Source organism: Bradyrhizobium sp. 1 (assembly GCF_023073315.1).
Taxonomy (GTDB): domain Bacteria; phylum Pseudomonadota; class Alphaproteobacteria; order Rhizobiales; family Xanthobacteraceae; genus Bradyrhizobium.
In genome coordinates, this window is the sequence record NZ_JADPJH010000014.1 from 66,673 (window position 1) to 83,903 (window position 17,231).

Here is a 17,231-nt window from a genome sequence, read left to right on the forward strand (position 1 = left end):
TATGCCGCACTGCAACGTGACCGAAATTTTGCAAAACCTTTGGGCTTGATCAGGCAACTTTAGCTCGGCCGCCAACGAAGCAGGCACGAGCAGCCGAGCCGACGAAATTCGGACGCGCTGATCGAGGGGTCCGAACCCTCGCGCGAGTCCGATTCGCAGCCTTCCTACCAGCCGAGCTCACGCAAATACGCTGCGCGGGCGGCAACGCCGGTATGCGTGAAATCGGTGAAGACCCCGTCAACGCCGAGACGGAAGAATTTGAGATATTCAAGGCCGGGATCGCCGCGATAATCGGCAGCGAGATATTTCTTCTCGTTACGGAACGTGAAGACGTGCACGAACAGGCCGAGCTTGTGCGCATCGGCAATCAGGCTGGTTGCGTCCTGCGTCGAAGCGTCCGGCGTCGATCCCTTGTAAGGCGTGCCGTCGGCGTTGCTGTCCTTCCACGGCGCGATCTTGAGCGGAACGATGTAGGCCTTCCACGGACCGATGCCGTCGGCATAGGTCTTGATCTCGGCCAGGCCCTCAGGCGTCAGCATCGCATCATACAGGCGCGCGTCGCCCGCAACCGTCCAGTCGAACGGACGGGAGTTGGTGATGTTGTTGAGCAGAACTTTTCCAGTCTTGAAGTCGATGCCGTTGCCGTCAATGAGCTGCACCTGCCGCGTCTGAAGGCCGTGGCTGCGCATATATTTCAGGCTGGCGGGCTCGAAGCTCTGAACCAGGATCGGCGCGTCCTTGGTGTTGAGACCGTTATCCCCAATGATCTTGATCAGGGCATCTTCGAGCGGACGGCTGCCGGCGGCGCCGCAGCCATTCGCAATCGCCTGGGCATTGTTCCAGGTCGGGTTCTTGGTCTCGGGATAGACGAGGATGGAACGCCCGGTCTCCTTGCTCCTGGCCTTGGCGATGTCGATGACGTCCTGGAAGCTGATAACAGGGAATTTGCCGTTGAAGACTTTGGGCCGCTCGTTGGCCGCATCATAGGTGGTGCCGCCGATCCAGCCCTTCAGCTCGGCCATGGTGAAATCGGTGATCGACCAGTCGTTGGTGTGGTCCTCACCATCGACGATCAATGACTTCAGCACTGATTTGGGGTCGGCCGCATCGGTGAGATCGGTCAGATAGTCGGCCGGCGTGCTGGCCGCAGCTGGAGCCTTGACGCGCACACCTGGCACCGTGCGCTTGCGCGCCGCCACGGCCGCATTGGTCTTCGCCACCTCGGCGACATTGGTGTTGTCGGCGAGCCAGGGGTTATGTCGCACGACCAGGACGCAATCCTTGGTCAGGTGCAAATCCTCTTCGAGCGCATCGGTCCCGACGGCAGCCGCGAGGTCATACGAGGCCTCGGTCTCTTCCGGCACCAGTCCCGGCAGGCCACGATGTCCGAGGATCAGCGGTGCCTTTCCGTCGACGGTCAGGAAGGGTTTTGCGCCTGATGGCGCCGGGCCGGTCTGCGCGACGGCCGACGATAGCGGAACGAATGCCAGGGCAGCCGCACCGAGCAGCATCGCTCCCATACGCACCGTCTGTCGTGAACGATTGTCCCGCATAACCAGTCTCCGTCTTTGCGCAGCATTGCGTCGAATGCCGAACTTGCCGTCTTGTCCCAATTCTCTGACAGGCGGATGACGAAAAGCGAAGGTGATTTCTCACCTGCATGCGGCGATGCCGGCCTCGCGACGCGTTGATTAATTCGTCGGGATCATCCGGACGACATCGTGCGGATTGACATAGTCGAGCTGGAACCGCGCCCGCTCGTCCAACATATCGGGATCGATCCGCGCGGAACGCAGCAGCGAGACGCGCTGCTCGCTCCGGGCGCGCTCGCGCTTGAGCTGCGCCAGCTCACTGGTCAGTGCGATGATCTCCTGGTCGAGCTCCTGGCGGGCGTTGAGGCCGTATTTGCCGGTATAGGCGTTGACGCCGAAATAGCCGACGATGGCGGCCGCCATCGCATAGAGGGCAAGGCCGGTCAGGATCGATTTCAGGCGCGCGCGGGAGACCATCCTGGGAAGATGGGGCAGCTTGGTTAAGGGCGTGCTAACTGGCGGCCCCTTCCCCGCCTCTCGGGCTCGTAACACTCATCCCTCATGGTGAGGGGGCGCGTAGCGCCGTCTCCGGACGATGCTTCGCATCGCCGGGAGAACCATGCAGCCCGACGGTCCCCGCGGCCGTCCTTCGAGACGGCGCTAACGCGCCTCCTCAGGATGAGGATCTCTCGTGTGGCCGCGGGGGATTCGGCCTCAGCCGTGGTGCTTCGCGACGTGCGCGGCGAAGGCGTCGATATAGGCCTGGAGCACCGGCTTCAGGGAGTCCTTGGTCAGATTGCCGTCCGCATCGAAGGCGTCGCCGATCGCGTTCAGGTAAATCTCCGGCTGCTGCATGATCGGGCCGGTGATGCCCGGCAGGATGTTCTGCAGCGTCTTGGCGGCGCTGACGCCACCGAGCGGGCTCGGTGAGTTCGAGATGATGCCGACCGGCTTGCCGTTAAACGAGCTCTTGCCATAGGGGCGCGAGGCGACGTCGATGGCGTTCTTGAGCACGCCCGGAATGGCGCGGTTGTATTCGGGGGTCACGAAGACGACGCCGTCGGATTTCTGGAGCTTCTCGCGGAAGGCCAGCCAGTCGGCGGGCGGCGCGCCCTCGAGGTCCTGGTTGAAGAACGAGATGCCCGCCGGCGTGATGACCTCGAGCTTGAGCGAGGCCGGCGCGAGCTTTGCCAGCGCATTGGCGATCTTCAGCGAAAAGCTGTCCTTGCGCAGGCTGCCGGCGATCACGACGATGTTGTAGGCCATGGATTGTCCTCGGGGGCTTGAGTGGGAGTGCCGGCGGCACTTAAACGATCCGGACCAATGGATGCAAGTGCATGAACCGGTCCGATTTGGAAACGCTGAGTTTCGCGAAAGCAGATGGTCGAACCATAGCCCGGATGGAGCGCAGCGCCGCATCTGCCCACCATGCCACCATACCCCTGTTTTGCCCGACGGCGCAAGTTTTATTCGGTTTCGCCGAATAACTGAAATCGCTACCGATTTCTACTGTGCATGGGGTTGTTTTCGACTTTTTTGTTTCGACAGGCAGTTCCGCAGAATGCCGAGCCCGTAAAAACAATCAGGCCGCCAAGCGGCGGCCTGATCTTCAGCGCAAATTTGTGGCCCGCTCAGATCGTCGGATTCCACGCCGACGGGATCAGGCGATATTTCGCGCCGTCCTTCTCGACATGGCCGACCGAGGGGAAGGTGAAGTGGAATCCGATCACGGTCGCCTTCTCGGCTGCCGCCATGTCGTAAAACTTGTGGCGCGTCTCCTGCGCCATCGCAGCGTCGGTGTCGAACACCACGTGCCAGTCCGGATTGCGCAGGAAGAATTCCGGAATGTTGGTGACGTCCGACTGGATCAGCACCTTCGCATCGCCCGAGGCGACCGCGAACGAGGTGTGGCCAGGCGTGTGGCCCGGCGTCGCGATCGAGGTGATGCCCGGCGCGACCTCCTTGCCCCACTCGTATTTGGTGACCTTGGACTCGAGGCCGGCAAAGGTCTTCTTCACGTTGGCGAAGTAATTCTTCATCATCGGATTGGACTCGGCCTTGGCCGTGTTGTCCTCGCTGGTCCAGAACTCCCAGTCCTTGCCCGGCACCATGATCTCCGCATTCGGGAAGGCGAGCGCGCCATCGGCGAGGCGGATGCCATTGGTATGGTCAGGATGCAGATGCGACAGCAGCACGACGTCGATGCTCTTGGGATCGACGCCGGCAGCCTGGAGATTTTGCAGCGTGCGACCGACCGCGCCTTTGCTCGCCTCGAGATTGGCGACGCCGTTGCCCGCATCGATCAGAACGAGCTTGGAGCCGGTGTTGATGAGCTGCGGGTTGAACGGCACGGTGACCATGCCCTTCGGCATGTAGGCCGCCTCGCCCGCGGCCAGCGCTTCCTCCTTCGGCGCGTTGACGACGAACTTGTCCGGCATCGGGAAGGTGCGCGCGCCGTCATTGATCGAGGTGCACTCGAAGCTGCCGACCTTGTAGCGGTAGAAGCCCGGCGCCTGCGTGCCGGCTTGCGGCACTGCGGCATTGGCGGTGGTCGGCCGGAGGCCGGTGGCGGCAGCCGCACCGACGGCGGCGGCGCCTGCGAGCAGATGACGGCGATTGAGATCGGTCATGGAGAGGTCCCCTTCTGAGCGCCTTCGCGGTTTTCCGCTTTCAAATGGCGGCGGAATAATCTCCCGCTTCGCTCAGAAGGCAAGACCTTCTTTCGGTGACGTGCCGTCGCACGTCCCGATTATTTATTTGGGTTGATGAGGAATTTTTCACCGGTGGCGCGTTTGGCGTACGCCGCGATGTTGGCGGGATCGAGCGCCTCGGGAAGCGAGACTACCTTGGTGTAGTGGCTGGCAAAAGTGGTCTTCAGTTCACTCACGACACGCTGACGCAGCCGTCCGATATCGGCGGGTCCGATCTTCTGGAGGAACGGGGTCAGCAGCCAGCCGCCGACGCCCCAGGCCATGCCGAAGCCGCGCGGCAGTTCGATCGGACGGATATCGAGCCCGCCATAGACATAGACCTGCTTGTGCACGTTGGAGCCGTAGCGGCTGTATTCCTTGGCGGTCTTGTTGATCGCGATTTCCATGCAGTTGAGGATGTCGCCGGCGAGCTTGCCGCCGCCGATGGCATCGAAGGCGATGGTGGCACCGGTGTCGACCAGCGCGGCCGTGAGATCGTCGAGGAAGCTGGGCGCACTGGAATCGACGACGTGCTTGGCGCCGATCTTCTTCAGGATCTCCGCCTGCTCCTTGCTGCGCACGATGTTGACGAGTCCAATGCCGTCCTTGATGCAGATCTTGTTCAGCATCTGACCGAGGTTGGAGGCAGCCGCGGTATGCACCAGGGCCTTGTGGCCTTCACGCCGCATCGTCTCGGTCATGCCGAGCGCGGTCAGCGGATTGACGAACCAGGACGCGCCCTCCGCCGCCGTGGTGCCCTCGGGCAGCGGCTGGCAGTCCCTCGCCTTCAGGGTCCGATATTGCGCGTACATGGCGCCGCCGATCATCGCGACCGTCTTGCCCATCAGTGCCTTCGCAGCATCCGACGCCCCGGTCTTGATGACGACGCCTGCACCTTCATTGCCGACCGGCAGGGACTGGTCGAGCCGCGCCCCCATCGCACGCATCGCACCGTCAGGCACCTTCGCGGTGATGACCGGCGCGTCCTTGCCGCCCGAGGCCTTCGCCGTGCTCATGTCGGCGGCGCCGACAAGCAGGCCGAGGTCGGACGGGTTGATCGGCGCCGCCTCGATGCGGACGACGACCTCGTCGTCCGCGGGCTCGGGGGTCGGCACCTCCAGAAGCGAGATTTCGAGCTCGCCGCTTTTCTTGATCAGCGAACGCAGTTGCAGGCCGGTGTTGCCGTCGCTCATGTCGATCCTCCCCTGTCTTTGTTAAAGCGCTGGCTTATGCCAGCGCCTTCAGTGCCGCCTTGCCGCCGTAGAGCGCCTGCTTGCCGAGCTGTTGCTCGATGCGAAGGAGCTGGTTGTATTTGGCGGTGCGATCGGAACGCGCAAGGGAGCCGGTCTTGATCTGACCGCAGTTGGTGGCGACCGCGAGGTCGGCGATGGTGGAATCCTCGGTCTCGCCCGAGCGGTGCGACATTACGGAGGTGTAGCCCGATTTGTGGGCCATCTCGACGGCGGCGAGCGTCTCGGTCAGCGTGCCAATCTGGTTGACCTTGATCAGGATCGAGTTGGCGCGGCCGGCCTTGATGCCTTCGGCGAGGCGCTTGACGTTGGTGACGAAGAGATCGTCGCCGACCAGCTGGCACTTCTTGCCGATCAGATCCGTGATCTCTTTCCAGCCGTCCATGTCGTCTTCCGACATGCCGTCCTCGATGGTGACGATCGGATAGCGGCCGACGAGGTCGGCGAGATATTTGGCCTGCTCGGAGATCGAGCGGGTCTTACCCTCGCCTTCATAGACATACTTGCCGTCCTTGAAGAACTCGGTCGAGGCGCAGTCGAGGCCGATCACGATATCGGTGCCCGCCTTGTAGCCGGCCTTGCCGATCGCGTTCATGACGAATTCGAGCGCGGCATCCGCCGACGGCAGGTTCGGCGCAAAGCCGCCCTCGTCGCCGACATTGGTGTTGTGGCCGGCCTTCTTCAGCTCCGACTTCAGGGTGTGGAAGACTTCCGCGCCGTAGCGCAGGCCTTCGGCGAAGGAAGACGCGCCGACCGGGAGGATCATGAACTCCTGGAAGTCGATCGGGTTGTCGGCATGCACGCCGCCATTGATGATGTTCATCATCGGCACCGGCAGCAGCCGCGCCGAGGTGCCACCGACGTAACGGTAGAGCGGCATGTCGAGCGAGTTCGCGGCAGCCTTCGCGCAGGCGAGCGAGACGCCGAGGATGGCGTTGGCGCCGAGCCGGCTCTTGTTCGGCGTGCCGTCGAGGTCGATCATGATCTGGTCGAGCTGGGCCTGCTGCTCGACATCGAGACCGCTCAGGGCCTCGAAAATCTCGCCATTGACGGCGCCGACCGCCTTCAAGACGCCCTTGCCGAGATAACGGGCCTTGTCGCCGTCGCGCAGTTCCACCGCCTCATGGGCACCGGTCGAGGCGCCTGAGGGCACGGCAGCGCGGCCGAGCGCGCCATCCTCCAGCACGACGTCGACCTCGACGGTGGGATTGCCACGGCTATCGAGAATTTCGCGGCCGATGATGTCGATGATGGCGGTCATGGGAGCCTCTTTCCGGGGAACAAGGGGGCAGTTGGCGGTGCTTCTACCGCAATGCATCGAAGTGGAAAAGGCCGGGTGACGTTCGCGTGAGGATTGGCTATGAGGGCCGCACCGGAGGCGGCCTCATGTCGAAAAAACCCAGCAAATCGAACAACTCACCTGGCAGCTCACCTGCCCTGCAGCTCGGCCGCGCCGTGGAATGGCCCGATACGCCCGAGAAGGCCAAGCTCGACCGCGTGCCCAATCCACAAGCGGGCACCGACTATCTGGTCCGTTTCACCGTACCGGAATTCACCTCGCTCTGCCCGGTCACGGGACAACCGGATTTCGCCCATCTGATGATCGACTACGCGCCTGGCCAATGGCTGCTGGAGTCGAAGTCGCTCAAACTCTACATCGCCAGCTTCCGCAATCATGGCGCCTTCCACGAGGACTGCACCGTGATGATCGGCAAGCGCATCGCGAGCGAGATCAAGCCGAAATGGCTCCGCATCGGCGGCTACTGGTATCCGCGCGGCGGCATCCCGATCGACGTGTTCTGGCAGACCGGCCGCGTACCGAAGGGCATGTGGGTGCCCGAGCAAGGCGTCGCGCCCTATCGCGGACGGGGCTAGAAGGAGACCAATGACGATGGCGGCGATGTCAGCAACATTCCGTAACCTTGCCTTGGGCCTTCTGGGCGTCCTCTCGCTGACTGGCGCATCCTACGCTGCCGAGGTCCGCGTGATGATCTCGGGCGGCTTGACCGCTGCCTATCAGGCGCTCGTCCCGGAGTTCGAGAAAGCCACCGGCAACAGGGTGCTGACCGCCTACGGGCCGTCGATGGGCACCACCACCAATGCGATCCCGGTCCGGCTGGAGCGCGGCGAACCCGCCGACGTCCTGATCATGGTGGGCTATGCCCTCACCGACCTCGCCAGCAAGGGCAAGGTCGTTGCCGGCAGCCAGGTCGACCTCACCAAATCGCCGATCGGCGTCGCCGTGAAATCGGGTGCGCCGAAGCCGGACATCAGCTCGGTGGACGCGGTCAAGCGCGCGCTGCTCGCGGCAAAGACGATCGCTTATTCCGACAGCGCCAGCGGCGTCTACGTCTCGACCGCGATGTTCGAAAAGCTCGGCATTGCCGATGTCATGAAGGACAAGGCGCGCAAGATTCCGGCGACGCCCGTCGGCGAGATCGTCGCCCACGGCGAGGCCGAACTCGGCTTTCAGCAGATCAGCGAGCTGAAGCCGGTGAAGGGCATCGACATCGTCGGACCGCTGCCGAACGAATTGCAGAAGATCACAATCTTCTCGGCGGGGATCGCCACCGGATCGAAGGAGCCTGAAGCCGGCCGCGCCCTAATCAAATTCCTCGCCTCCCCCGCCGCGCGCGATACGATCATCGCGAGCGGCATGGAGCCGATTCCCTGAGCGAATGGGCGCAGCCCGCTGTGCGGTCGCGTTCTTAGTACGCGCTCAGCAGGTCAACCTTGGCGTTGGCGGCGACCAGCCGGCGCGCCAATATGGCAGCGAGGTTGCGCATGATCTTCAGCGACGTCTCCGGATGCACGCGACGATAATCGGCAAAACTGTCGAGCGGCAATTCCAGGCAGGTGGCGGGTGTGTCGGCGAAGACGTCGGCGCTGCGGCTTTGCTCGAGGATCGCCATCTCGCCGAATTCCATGCCGGGGCCGAGGGAAGCGAGCCGCACGCCGCTCCGCAGCTTGACGCTGACCATGCCGCTCTGGAGGAAGAACAGCGAATTGGCGAGCTCTCCGGCGGCGATGATGCGCTGGCCGGGGGCGTAATGGCGCGTGGTGGACAGTTTGACGATCGCGGCGATCTCGTCCGCGTCGAGTCCGGCCAGCAGCGCCTGTTCGCCGAGATGCGCGCTCTCCTTGACATCGGTGAAGCCGCCGAAGCGGTAGATGACCTGGTCCTCGGCCCATTCGATGGCATCGTCGAGCAACGCGAAGCGGCGCAGCCGGCGCGGGTCGGCCGTGCGTGCGGAGATCGCCGCCCACACTGCGGAGGTCTCCTCGAAGCCTGAGAGAATGGCGGTGACATCGGCATTGCCGAGCGCGGTCAGAGTCTCGCCGAGCAGCTCCGCGCCGGCCGCGGTGATGTCGGGGACGCGGCGAAAATCGATGATCAGGAGCGGCGCGTTCGGTGGTTCGCTGGTGAGCCTTCGCGAAACGTAGTCGATGGTGCCAAAATTCATCGCGCCGACCAGCTCGAGAACGCGGATGTCGCTGTGGCGCTCGTCGAGGATCTGCTGCTCGCGCGGCTGGCGGCTGCGGCGCGAGGAGATGCCGTAGATGTCGTAATCCGCCATGATGCTGGTACGGACATCGGCGTTGCGGTTGAGCATGTGCAGGTCGAAGCGCTCCGACAACGCCTCGCAGACCTTCAAACCACGCACACTGTTGAAGTGATTGTCGAGCAGTGGCGCGAACGTGCCGAGCCCAAGCTGCGAGGGTAGCGCTGCGACGATGCCGCCGCCGACACCGCTCTTGGCGGGGATGCCAACGCGATAGGTCCACTCGCCGGCATAATCGTACATGCCCGAGCTCGTCATCACCGACAGCGTGCGCGCGACGATGTGCGGCGTGATCACCTGCACGCCTGTCACAGGATTGATGCCGCGGTTGGCGAGCGTTGCCGCCATCACCGCGAGATCGCGCGCGGTGACCAGGATCGCGCATTGGCGGAAGTAAACGTCGAGCACGGCATCGACGTCGTCGGGCAGCACCGCGTAATTCCGCAGCAGCCAGGCAATCGCCCGGTTACGATGGCCGGTCGCGGTCTCCGAGGCGTGCACGGCCTCGTCGACGCCGAGCTCGCGGCCAGCGAACTCGCTGAGCTTTGAGCGGACGCGCTCGAAGGCGCCCTTCCCGTCGACTTCGTAGACCAGGCCCGAGCAGGCAATGGCGCCGGCGTTGACCATCGGGTTGAACGGGCGGTTGTCGTTGGTGAGCCGGATCGAATTGAAGGCCTCGCCGCTCGGCTCGACCCCGATGGTGGCAGCGACCCGCTCCTCGCCGACCATCTCCAGCGCCAGCGCGAACACGAAGGCTTTCGAGACCGACTGGATCGTGAACGGCACGGCGCTGTCGCCGACTTCATAGACGTGGCCGTCGATGGTGACGAGCGCGATGCCGAAATGATCGGGGTTGGCGCGCTTCAGCTCGGGGATGTAGTCGGCAAGCTCGCCCGAATTGTCGGTGCGGAATTCCGCGTGGCAATCGGTCAGGAAACGCCGGAGCGGAGGCTTGGTGGGATATCCGGTCGATCGGCGCGCGCTGGCCGTACTGGGCGAACGGCTGGTCTGGGCGTCCACGATCTCACACCTCGATTCGCCCAAAATCGAAGCAATTCGTGTGCCATGTATACCGGAGGCCAACGTGACACGGTGACGCGAAAAGAAAGCCCAGCCGCGGCCTGGCTGTGACGCCCTCGAACCTGCCGCCTCTCCCGTCAGGCTTACGCCACCGCCCTCACCTGGCTGATGAAGCCATCGACCTCCGACGTCAGCGACGTCGACTGGCTCGACAGGTTCGCAGCCGCCTTCAGCACGTCGGATGCGGCACGGCCGGTCTCGTCCGCGGCTGACGACACGGTCGCGATGTTGCGCGTCACCGTCGAGGTCGCTTCCGCCGTGTGCTGCACGGTGTTGGCGATTTCGGCAGTGGCCTTGTTCTGCTCTTCGATCGCCGCGGCGATGACGCGGTTGATGCTCGAGACTTCCTCGATGGTCTTGACGATGCCGTCGATCGCGGAGACCGCCTTCTGCGTCGCGCCCTGGATTTCCGTGATCTGGGCGCTGATCTCTTCGGTCGCCTTCGCCGTCTGCGACGCCAGGTTCTTCACTTCGCTTGCCACGACCGCAAAGCCCCGGCCGGATTCACCGGCGCGGGCGGCTTCGATGGTCGCGTTCAGCGCCAGCAGATTGGTCTGGCCTGCGATCGAGGTGATGAGGCCGATGACCTCGCCGATGCGATCGGCGCCGTCGGCGAGCGCACGCATGGTGCTGTCGGTTTCCTTGACGGTGACGACCGCCTGCTCGGTGGCGCGCGTCGCCTGCTCGACCTGGCGGTTGATCTCGCGAATGGAGGCGTTGAGCTCCTCGGCTGCGGCCGCGACGGTCTGCACGCCGCTGCCGACCTGGTCGGCTAGGGTCGAAGCCGAGGCGGCCTGGGCCTGGGCTTCGGCTGCCGTGCCCGACATCGAGCGCGCCGTCGTCTCCAGCTCGCCCGAGGCGCTCGACAGCGCCTGCACCATCTGGCCGATCCGGCTTTCGAACTGCCGCACGAGGCCGGACATTTCGGACGCCCGCTTCTCCTTGTCGGCGCGTTCGACGGCCTGATCGCCGGACAGGCGCTCGGCGTTGATCATGGCGTCCTTGAAGACTTTCAAGGCGGCAGCCATGCGGCCGATCTCGTCATTGCGATCGAGGCTCGGCACTTCGCCGGCAAAATCATGCGCAGCGAAACGGGTCATGATTCCGGTGATCGCGGTGAGCGGGCGCGTCACCCGGTTACGCATCAGCATCATCCCGCCGATCGTCAGCGCCAGCGAGGCCGGCACCAGCAGGCCGAACAGGATCAGCGTGACGCGGGCGCGCGAGGCGCCGTCTTCGGACCGCGAGATCATGTCGGCAAGCGCCGTCTGGGTGACGATGACGACATTGTTAGCGCCGACCAGCTGGCGATCGCGGTAGTCGAGGCCGGCGACGCCGGCGGGCTCACCCGCGAGCAGCCTGGTCGCAATGGCATTGCGCTCGTCGCTGAGCGCGCCGGTGATTTCCGGCTCGGCGTTGCGGATCGCCTGGAGCAGCTCGGGCGAGGCCACATTCGGGCTGATGTCGCGCACCACCAGCCAGGACTGCTGGATGCGGCCGCGCAGATCGGCGAAGGCAACGCCATCGGCGGCGGTCCAGGTCTTGTTGGCCAGGATCGAGGAGAACTGGACGAGAATGGTCTGGCCGGCATTGGCACGGGCCTGCCAGGAGGCCTGCTTGGCGATCAATAAGCGATCGACCACGGGGTCGATCAGCGTCATCGCATTGTCGACATGGGCGGTGATGTCGCCGATCGCGTCCATATAGGCGTCGCTGACCTTGGCCCAGCCCGGCGTCAGGCTGGTTTCACGCGCGCTTTTCTCCTGCTTCAGTGCAATGATCGCGCGCGGCCGCAGCTCCTCGAGCTGCGTCCAGATGCCACGGAGCTTGTCGAGCTTCTCAGTGAGGCCCGGTGCATCGACCGAAGCGAGGCTCTGCAAGGCCTGCGCGTAATTCTTCTGCACGGTGGTCCGCTGCCCGGCGATGCTGCTCATGACGCTGTCGGGCGCGGGAGCGGCCGCCGCGAGATAGCTCAGCGTGTCACCACGCTCCAGGCGAAAGATCACCAGCGTGTTGGTCAGATCGCGGCTGGCGACCGCAAGCGAGACGATGCGGTTGCTGTCCGAATAGCGCGTCACCGCCAGCTTCAGGGCGTAGGCACAGATGACGACAAGGATGAGACCGAGAGACCCAACCACCGCCCCGAGGATACGGGCGACCGAACGCTGCTTTTGCATCGATTGATCCATAGATGTTTCCGCCAGTTCAATTTGGGGACAATCTACGGAGCGAAGGGTGAGGTTTGATTTAAGATTGAACGGATTTGGCCACCGTTCCTCCACGGGAAACTACGGGTAATCGGTAATTCGATACTTCCGTCAGGCCAGAGCGTCGGATGGTGCACGCTGCTTGAGCAGCCGGGCGCAGACCAGGCCCAGCACCACCATGATCGCAGCGCTTACGAGCAAGGTCGGTCCCTTGCCGCCATGGTGGAGCCCGAAGCCATAGGCGAGCGGTCCGACCGTCTGCCCCATGAAGAAGAAGAACGAATGCAGCGACATCGCGGTCGCCCGCGCCCCGATCGACAGCTCGCTGGCGAACACCTGCAAGCAGCCATGGATCATGTAGAAGCCCCAACCCATCGCCAGCATGCTGACGAATTGCAGCTTCCAGCCGGGACCGAAAGCGAGTGCGGCGAGTTGCAGCGCCACGATGATCGCCCCCGCGATCATCATGCCCTTGACGCCGAGCCGCGGCAGCATGCGCGATACGGTGAGGGTGTAGAGCAAACCGCCGACAGCAAACCCCGCGATCACGATGCCCGCGATCGAGAGCGACTTCTCGCCGAGATCGAACAGGAACGCGGCGATGAAGGGAAACAGGCCGAACACGCAGCAGCCCTCGACGAACACGGCCGAATAGCAAAAGCGCGTGTTGGGATTGGCGAAGATGGTGCGGTAGCCCTGCTTGAGGGTTTTCAGATCGGTTTTCGGCGGCGCGGTCAGCGCGGCGCCGCGAAAGCCTGCCGCAACCGCAACGGCCGCGATCAGACCAAGCGCGCCGAGGATCACGAGCACGCCGCGCCAGCCGATGAAATCGCCGATGATTCCACTGGCGGATGAGCCGAGCAGATTACCGGTCATCGAACCCGCCATCGTGCGCCCGATCGCGACCTGCCGCTTGGCGGGCGCAACGAGATCGGCGGTGAGGCCAAGCGCAACGGGAAACACGCCACCGGCGGCGATGCCGGCCAGGATGCGGCTTGCGAACAGGCCCGCGAAGGATGTGGCGAGCGCTCCGAGAATGCAGGCGACGCCGAGCAGCGCCAGGCATGCTGTCATCAATCGCGCCTTGCCGAACATATCGGCGGCCGCTCCGATCGCCGGCTGGACCAGCGCGTAGATCAAGGCAAAGCCGGCCGCGATGCTCGCAGCCGTGGTGATGCTGATCGCAAAATCGTCTGCGACATGCGGAAGGACCGGATCGAGCGCCCGCGTCGACAAGGCCGCCGAGAATCCAGCGAGCGCGATGATGTTGATCGCGGGCGGAAACTTCTGGTCTTGGGGCGGCCTGGTCACAGGCTGGTGCATCAGCGCGTGGCGCCCTTTGACGTGCCCTTGGCCAGCGCGTCGAACGCCATCAGCTTGGCGATGAGCCCTTCGAACTCGCGCAGCGGCACCATGTTGGGTCCGTCGGACGGCGCGCGATCAGGATCGGGATGCGTCTCGATGAACACGCCGGCGACACCGACCGCAACAGCCGCGCGTGCGAGCACCGGCACGAATTCGCGCTCACCGCCCGAAGACGCTCCCTTGCCGCCCGGCTGCTGCACCGAATGCGTGGCATCGAAGATCACCGGTGCGCCGGTGGTACGCGCCAGGATCGGCAGCGCGCGCATGTCGGAGACCAGCGTGTTGTAGCCGAAGGAGGCGCCGCGCTCGGTGACGAGCACGTTGGGATTGTTCGCAGCCGTGATCTTGGCGACGACATTGGCCATGTCCCAGGGCGCCAGGAATTGCCCCTTCTTGACGTTGATGACCTTGCCGGTTGCGGCCGCGGCCAGCAGCAGATCGGTCTGCCGGCACAGGAAGGCGGGGATTTGCAGCACGTCCACGGCCTGCGCCACCTCGGCGCATTGCGCGGCGTCATGCACGTCGGTCAGCACGGGCAGGCCGAGCGAGGAACGGATCTCGGCGAAGATCGGCAGCGACTGCGCGAGCCCGAGGCCGCGTGCAGCCGACGCACTGGTGCGGTTGGCCTTGTCGAAGGAGGTCTTGTAGACGAGGCCGATGCTCAGCCGCGCGGCGATCTCCTTCAACGCCGAGGCCACCTCCAGCGCATGCTGGCGGCTTTCGAGCTGGCAGGGCCCGGCAATGATCGAGATCGGCAGATCATTGCCGAACTTGACCGTGCCAATGGTGACGACTGGCGCTGCTGATGTCGAAGAGCTCAAGGCAAATCCCTCGTTTCGGCGCGACCATAGCCGCCATCGGGGTCCGATCAACCCCATTCGCCCCGGGCTCTCAGAATATCAGGGTTGCGCCGGGTTTCCCCGGCGCGCCATGAGACGGGAGCTGCTATTTGACCGAGGAGAAGGCCGTCGGCGTCAGGAACTGGCTGACGATGTTGCCGACGATCTGGCCGTCAGCTTCGCTCTCCGCGCGAGCCTTCATCCAGTCCGGGTCGGTCATGAACTTGCCCCACTTCGCTTCGCGGTCGGCGAGCGACCCCCAGGCCAGGAAATAGGTCAGCTCCTGGTTGGATTCGCCGATCAGCGTGGTGAAGAACCCGGCCTGCTTGATGCCGTGTTTCTCCCACAGCTTCAGCGTCACCGTCTCGAACCGCTTCAGCAGCGCCGGCAGGCGGCCGGGCACGCAGCGATAGATGCGCATTTCGTAGATCATTTTCGTTTCCTCCCTGAACAGGTCGAGCGGTTATAACGGCTGGCCTTGATGGTGTCTTGAGCCCTGCCCGGCCGCCCCTGTGGCGTTTTGCGCATGGCTGGGCGGGCTCCTGCAACACGCTACGTCCGGCTCCCGCAATGCTGCCGCAATGATCGGGCCGCTAGAATGGCTCAGTTGCGGTTCAGGTGCAGATCATGCGGATTTTGCTCGTCGAGGATGAGATGGAGATGGCCGGTGCGCTGGCCTCGGCGCTGAAGCGCTACGACATGGTGGTGGACCATGCCCCGACGCTCGCCGAGGCGGAGGAGGCTATTTCCGCCGACGTCCATGCCGCCGTCCTGCTCGACCGCCAGCTTCCTGACGGCGACGGCCTCACCTTGATCCCAAAGCTTCGCGCGCGCGCCGAAGGCGTGCCGATCATCGTCCTGACCGCGCGCGGCGAGCTCGCCGACCGCATTGCCGGGCTCGACAGCGGCGCCGATGATTATCTTGCAAAACCGTTCGCGGTCGAGGAGTTGCTGGCACGGCTGCGTGCGGTGCTGCGGCGGCCCGCCGGCCTCTCCCCCGAAATCATCCGCGCAGGCCGCCTCGCCTTCGATGTCGGCCATCGCGAAGCCAGCATCGACGACCAGCAGTTAGAGCTGCCGCGCCGCGAACTGCTGGTGCTCGAAGCCCTGATCCGCCGCATCGGCCGGACCGTGCTGCGCTCGGCGCTCGAGGAGGCCGTCTACAATTTCGACGACGAGATCCAGTCGAACGCGCTGGACACCCATATTTCACGGCTGCGGCGCAAGCTCGCCGAGGCCAACGCAGGCGTGGAGATCCATGGCATTCGCGGCGTCGGCTATCTCCTCAGGAAGCTGCCATGAGCAAGCACGCCGATCCCTATTGCCTGCGCTCGCGGCTGAGCTGGCGCCTGCTCTCGCTCCAGGCCGCAATTCTGGTCGCGCTGATTGCGGTCGTCCTCGCCGGACTGTGCGCGTCCGGCTTCATGCTGGCCGACCGGGACGAGGATCGCGTCATTGACGTCGTGCAGCGCGCGCTCGCGCGTGATGCGCAAGGCGACCTGACGATGCGGCAGACGCCGGAATTGAAGCAACTGCGCGGCGAAACGCCCGATCTCTGGTTCCTGGTCCGCGACAAGCAGGGACATTCGCTCAGCGAAGGCCCGGTGCCGGCCGAATTCGCCGCGATCGGCGGCGGCCTCGACCAGATCAGCCAGGCACGGCTCGGCTGGCAGATGTTCGAGGACGATCCGCGCAAGCCGGCGGCGCGGCTGAAGCGGGTCGATACCGACGCCGGCAACGTACAGATCATCACGGCGACGCAGGGACGGCTCACTGGCGCCAAGGCGCTGTTCATGACGTCACTTGCGTTCCTCGGCATTGCCCTGCCCGGCCTGCTCATGATGGGAACGGCGACGTTCATTGCGACACCGATGATCGTGAAGCGCGCGTTCCGGGGGCTCGATACCACGGCGGACGAGGCGCGGCGCATCGATATCCACCAGCGCGGCGCGCGGCTCTCGGTTGAGGGAATTCCGCTGGAGGTCGTGCCATTGGTGGCCGCGATCAACGACGCGCTGGCGCGGCTCGACCAGGGCTATGCCCGCCACAAGCGCTTCGTCGCCGACGCCGCGCACGAGCTACGCACGCCGATCGCGATCCTGAACACGCGACTTGAATCGCTTGCCCCTGGGCCGGACAAGACCCGCCTGCTGGAGGATGCCGCGCGGCTGGCGACGCTCGCCGAGCAATTGCTCGACATCCAGCGTCTCGACCGCTGCGGCCATCCCTTCACCAACGTCAATCTCGCCGCGGTGGCGCAAAGCGTCGCCGCCGACCTCGCACCGCTGGCGATTGCCGCCGGCTATGAGCTGACGCTCGATGCGCCGGAGACGCCGATCGAGACGATCGGCGATGCGGCGGCGCTGGAGCGCGCACTGACCAATCTCGTGCAGAATGCAATCCAGCACGGCCCTCGCCGCGGCACGATCGGGATTCGCGTCAGCAGAGCCGCGAGCATCGAGGTCACCGATGAAGGCGCCGGCATTCCCGCCGATCAGCGCGAACAGATCTTCGAGCCGTTCTATCGGCTGACGCCGCTCGATCGCGGTGCCGGCCTCGGCCTCAACATGGTGCGCGAGATCGTGCTGCTGCATGGCGGCCACGTCTCGGTCGCGGACGGGCCGGATGGCGGGGCCTGTTTCAGGATGACGTTGCCGCCGATACGACAGAGTTGATGCAATCCGCCTCCGACAGCGCAATGCTGT

The 17,231-nt window shown here is 64.6% G+C and carries 15 protein-coding genes; 4 read left to right on the forward strand and 11 right to left on the reverse strand.

Annotated features, from left to right (window positions below):
* Positions 1-164: 164 nt before the first annotated feature.
* From IVB29_RS08915 to eno, 6 genes are all read right to left on the reverse strand, one after another.
* The gene (locus IVB29_RS08915; RefSeq protein ID WP_247503033.1) at positions 165-1,553 is read right to left on the reverse strand and encodes a glycerophosphodiester phosphodiesterase family protein; all 1,389 of its coding nucleotides are present in this window, start codon (positions 1,551-1,553) and stop codon (positions 165-167) included.
* A 138-nt stretch (positions 1,554-1,691) separates the two neighbouring features.
* On the reverse strand, positions 1,692-2,009 hold the full coding sequence (locus IVB29_RS08920) for a septum formation initiator family protein (RefSeq protein WP_247503034.1): 318 nt from the start codon (positions 2,007-2,009) through the stop codon (positions 1,692-1,694).
* A gap of 237 nt (positions 2,010-2,246) precedes the next feature.
* Positions 2,247-2,798 (reverse strand): NAD(P)H-dependent oxidoreductase, encoded by a 552-nt coding sequence (locus tag IVB29_RS08925; RefSeq protein ID WP_247503035.1) that lies wholly within the window; start codon positions 2,796-2,798, stop codon positions 2,247-2,249.
* Between the two features lie 365 nt (positions 2,799-3,163).
* Positions 3,164-4,162, reverse strand: coding sequence for an MBL fold metallo-hydrolase (locus IVB29_RS08930; protein ID WP_247503036.1), 999 nt, complete (start codon positions 4,160-4,162; stop codon positions 3,164-3,166).
* Positions 4,163-4,281: 119 nt separating this feature from the next.
* Entirely contained in the window at positions 4,282-5,415 is a 1,134-nt protein-coding gene (locus tag IVB29_RS08935; protein ID WP_247503037.1) for a zinc-binding dehydrogenase, read from the reverse strand.
* Between the two features lie 34 nt (positions 5,416-5,449).
* Positions 5,450-6,733, reverse strand: a complete 1,284-nt coding sequence (gene eno / locus IVB29_RS08940; RefSeq protein ID WP_247503038.1) for a phosphopyruvate hydratase — start codon at positions 6,731-6,733, stop codon at positions 5,450-5,452.
* Between the two features lie 125 nt (positions 6,734-6,858).
* Between eno and queF the strand changes: the two genes are divergently transcribed.
* Positions 6,859-7,347 carry a preQ(1) synthase gene (queF, locus tag IVB29_RS08945; RefSeq protein WP_247503039.1) on the forward strand — a complete coding sequence of 163 codons (489 nt, stop codon included), beginning with the start codon at positions 6,859-6,861 and terminating at the stop codon, positions 7,345-7,347.
* Positions 7,348-7,363: 16 nt separating this feature from the next.
* The gene (locus IVB29_RS08950; RefSeq protein WP_247503040.1) at positions 7,364-8,146 is read left to right on the forward strand and encodes a substrate-binding domain-containing protein; all 783 of its coding nucleotides are present in this window, start codon (positions 7,364-7,366) and stop codon (positions 8,144-8,146) included.
* Positions 8,147-8,180: 34 nt separating this feature from the next.
* Here IVB29_RS08950 and glsA read toward each other — a convergent pair whose 3' ends face one another.
* The 5 genes from glsA to IVB29_RS08975 form a co-directional block, all read right to left on the reverse strand.
* Positions 8,181-10,055, reverse strand: coding sequence for a glutaminase A (gene glsA, locus IVB29_RS08955; protein WP_247503041.1), 1,875 nt, complete (start codon positions 10,053-10,055; stop codon positions 8,181-8,183).
* A 143-nt stretch (positions 10,056-10,198) separates the two neighbouring features.
* Positions 10,199-12,292 (reverse strand): methyl-accepting chemotaxis protein, encoded by a 2,094-nt coding sequence (locus IVB29_RS08960; protein ID WP_247503042.1) that lies wholly within the window; start codon positions 12,290-12,292, stop codon positions 10,199-10,201.
* Between the two features lie 141 nt (positions 12,293-12,433).
* Positions 12,434-13,645 (reverse strand): MFS transporter, encoded by a 1,212-nt coding sequence (locus tag IVB29_RS08965; protein ID WP_247503043.1) that lies wholly within the window; start codon positions 13,643-13,645, stop codon positions 12,434-12,436.
* Positions 13,645-14,508 carry a 3-deoxy-8-phosphooctulonate synthase gene (gene kdsA, locus IVB29_RS08970; protein ID WP_247503044.1) on the reverse strand — a complete coding sequence of 288 codons (864 nt, stop codon included), beginning with the start codon at positions 14,506-14,508 and terminating at the stop codon, positions 13,645-13,647. The genes IVB29_RS08965 and kdsA overlap by 1 nt, the downstream gene beginning before the upstream one ends.
* Before the next feature lie 124 nt (positions 14,509-14,632).
* Entirely contained in the window at positions 14,633-14,959 is a 327-nt protein-coding gene (locus IVB29_RS08975; RefSeq protein ID WP_247503045.1) for an NIPSNAP family protein, read from the reverse strand.
* A gap of 194 nt (positions 14,960-15,153) precedes the next feature.
* On the opposite strand from IVB29_RS08975, the gene IVB29_RS08980 reads away from it, so the two are divergent.
* Together IVB29_RS08980 and IVB29_RS08985 are read left to right on the forward strand one after the other, a co-directional pair.
* Positions 15,154-15,828, forward strand: a complete 675-nt coding sequence (locus IVB29_RS08980) for a response regulator transcription factor (RefSeq protein ID WP_247503046.1) — start codon at positions 15,154-15,156, stop codon at positions 15,826-15,828.
* Entirely contained in the window at positions 15,825-17,201 is a 1,377-nt protein-coding gene (locus IVB29_RS08985) for a HAMP domain-containing sensor histidine kinase (RefSeq protein WP_247503047.1), read from the forward strand. The genes IVB29_RS08980 and IVB29_RS08985 overlap by 4 nt, the downstream gene beginning before the upstream one ends.
* The last annotated feature ends 30 nt before the right edge of the window (positions 17,202-17,231 follow it).

Bases quoted from the DNA above. Each gene is read 5' to 3' on its own strand.
- IVB29_RS08915 (WP_247503033.1), bottom strand. From the start codon at position 1,553: ATGCGGGACAATCGTTCACGACAGACGGTGCGTATGGGAGCGATGCTG.
- IVB29_RS08920 (WP_247503034.1), bottom strand. From the start codon at position 2,009: ATGGTCTCCCGCGCGCGCCTGAAATCGATCCTGACCGGCCTTGCCCTC.
- IVB29_RS08925 (WP_247503035.1), bottom strand. From the start codon at position 2,798: ATGGCCTACAACATCGTCGTGATCGCCGGCAGCCTGCGCAAGGACAGC.
- IVB29_RS08930 (WP_247503036.1), bottom strand. From the start codon at position 4,162: ATGACCGATCTCAATCGCCGTCATCTGCTCGCAGGCGCCGCCGCCGTC.
- IVB29_RS08935 (WP_247503037.1), bottom strand. From the start codon at position 5,415: ATGAGCGACGGCAACACCGGCCTGCAACTGCGTTCGCTGATCAAGAAA.
- eno (WP_247503038.1), bottom strand. From the start codon at position 6,733: ATGACCGCCATCATCGACATCATCGGCCGCGAAATTCTCGATAGCCGT.
- queF (WP_247503039.1), top strand. From the start codon at position 6,859: ATGTCGAAAAAACCCAGCAAATCGAACAACTCACCTGGCAGCTCACCT.
- IVB29_RS08950 (WP_247503040.1), top strand. From the start codon at position 7,364: ATGGCGGCGATGTCAGCAACATTCCGTAACCTTGCCTTGGGCCTTCTG.
- IVB29_RS08960 (WP_247503042.1), bottom strand. From the start codon at position 12,292: ATGCAAAAGCAGCGTTCGGTCGCCCGTATCCTCGGGGCGGTGGTTGGG.
- IVB29_RS08965 (WP_247503043.1), bottom strand. From the start codon at position 13,645: ATGCACCAGCCTGTGACCAGGCCGCCCCAAGACCAGAAGTTTCCGCCC.
- IVB29_RS08975 (WP_247503045.1), bottom strand. From the start codon at position 14,959: ATGATCTACGAAATGCGCATCTATCGCTGCGTGCCCGGCCGCCTGCCG.
- IVB29_RS08980 (WP_247503046.1), top strand. From the start codon at position 15,154: ATGCGGATTTTGCTCGTCGAGGATGAGATGGAGATGGCCGGTGCGCTG.
- IVB29_RS08985 (WP_247503047.1), top strand. From the start codon at position 15,825: ATGAGCAAGCACGCCGATCCCTATTGCCTGCGCTCGCGGCTGAGCTGG.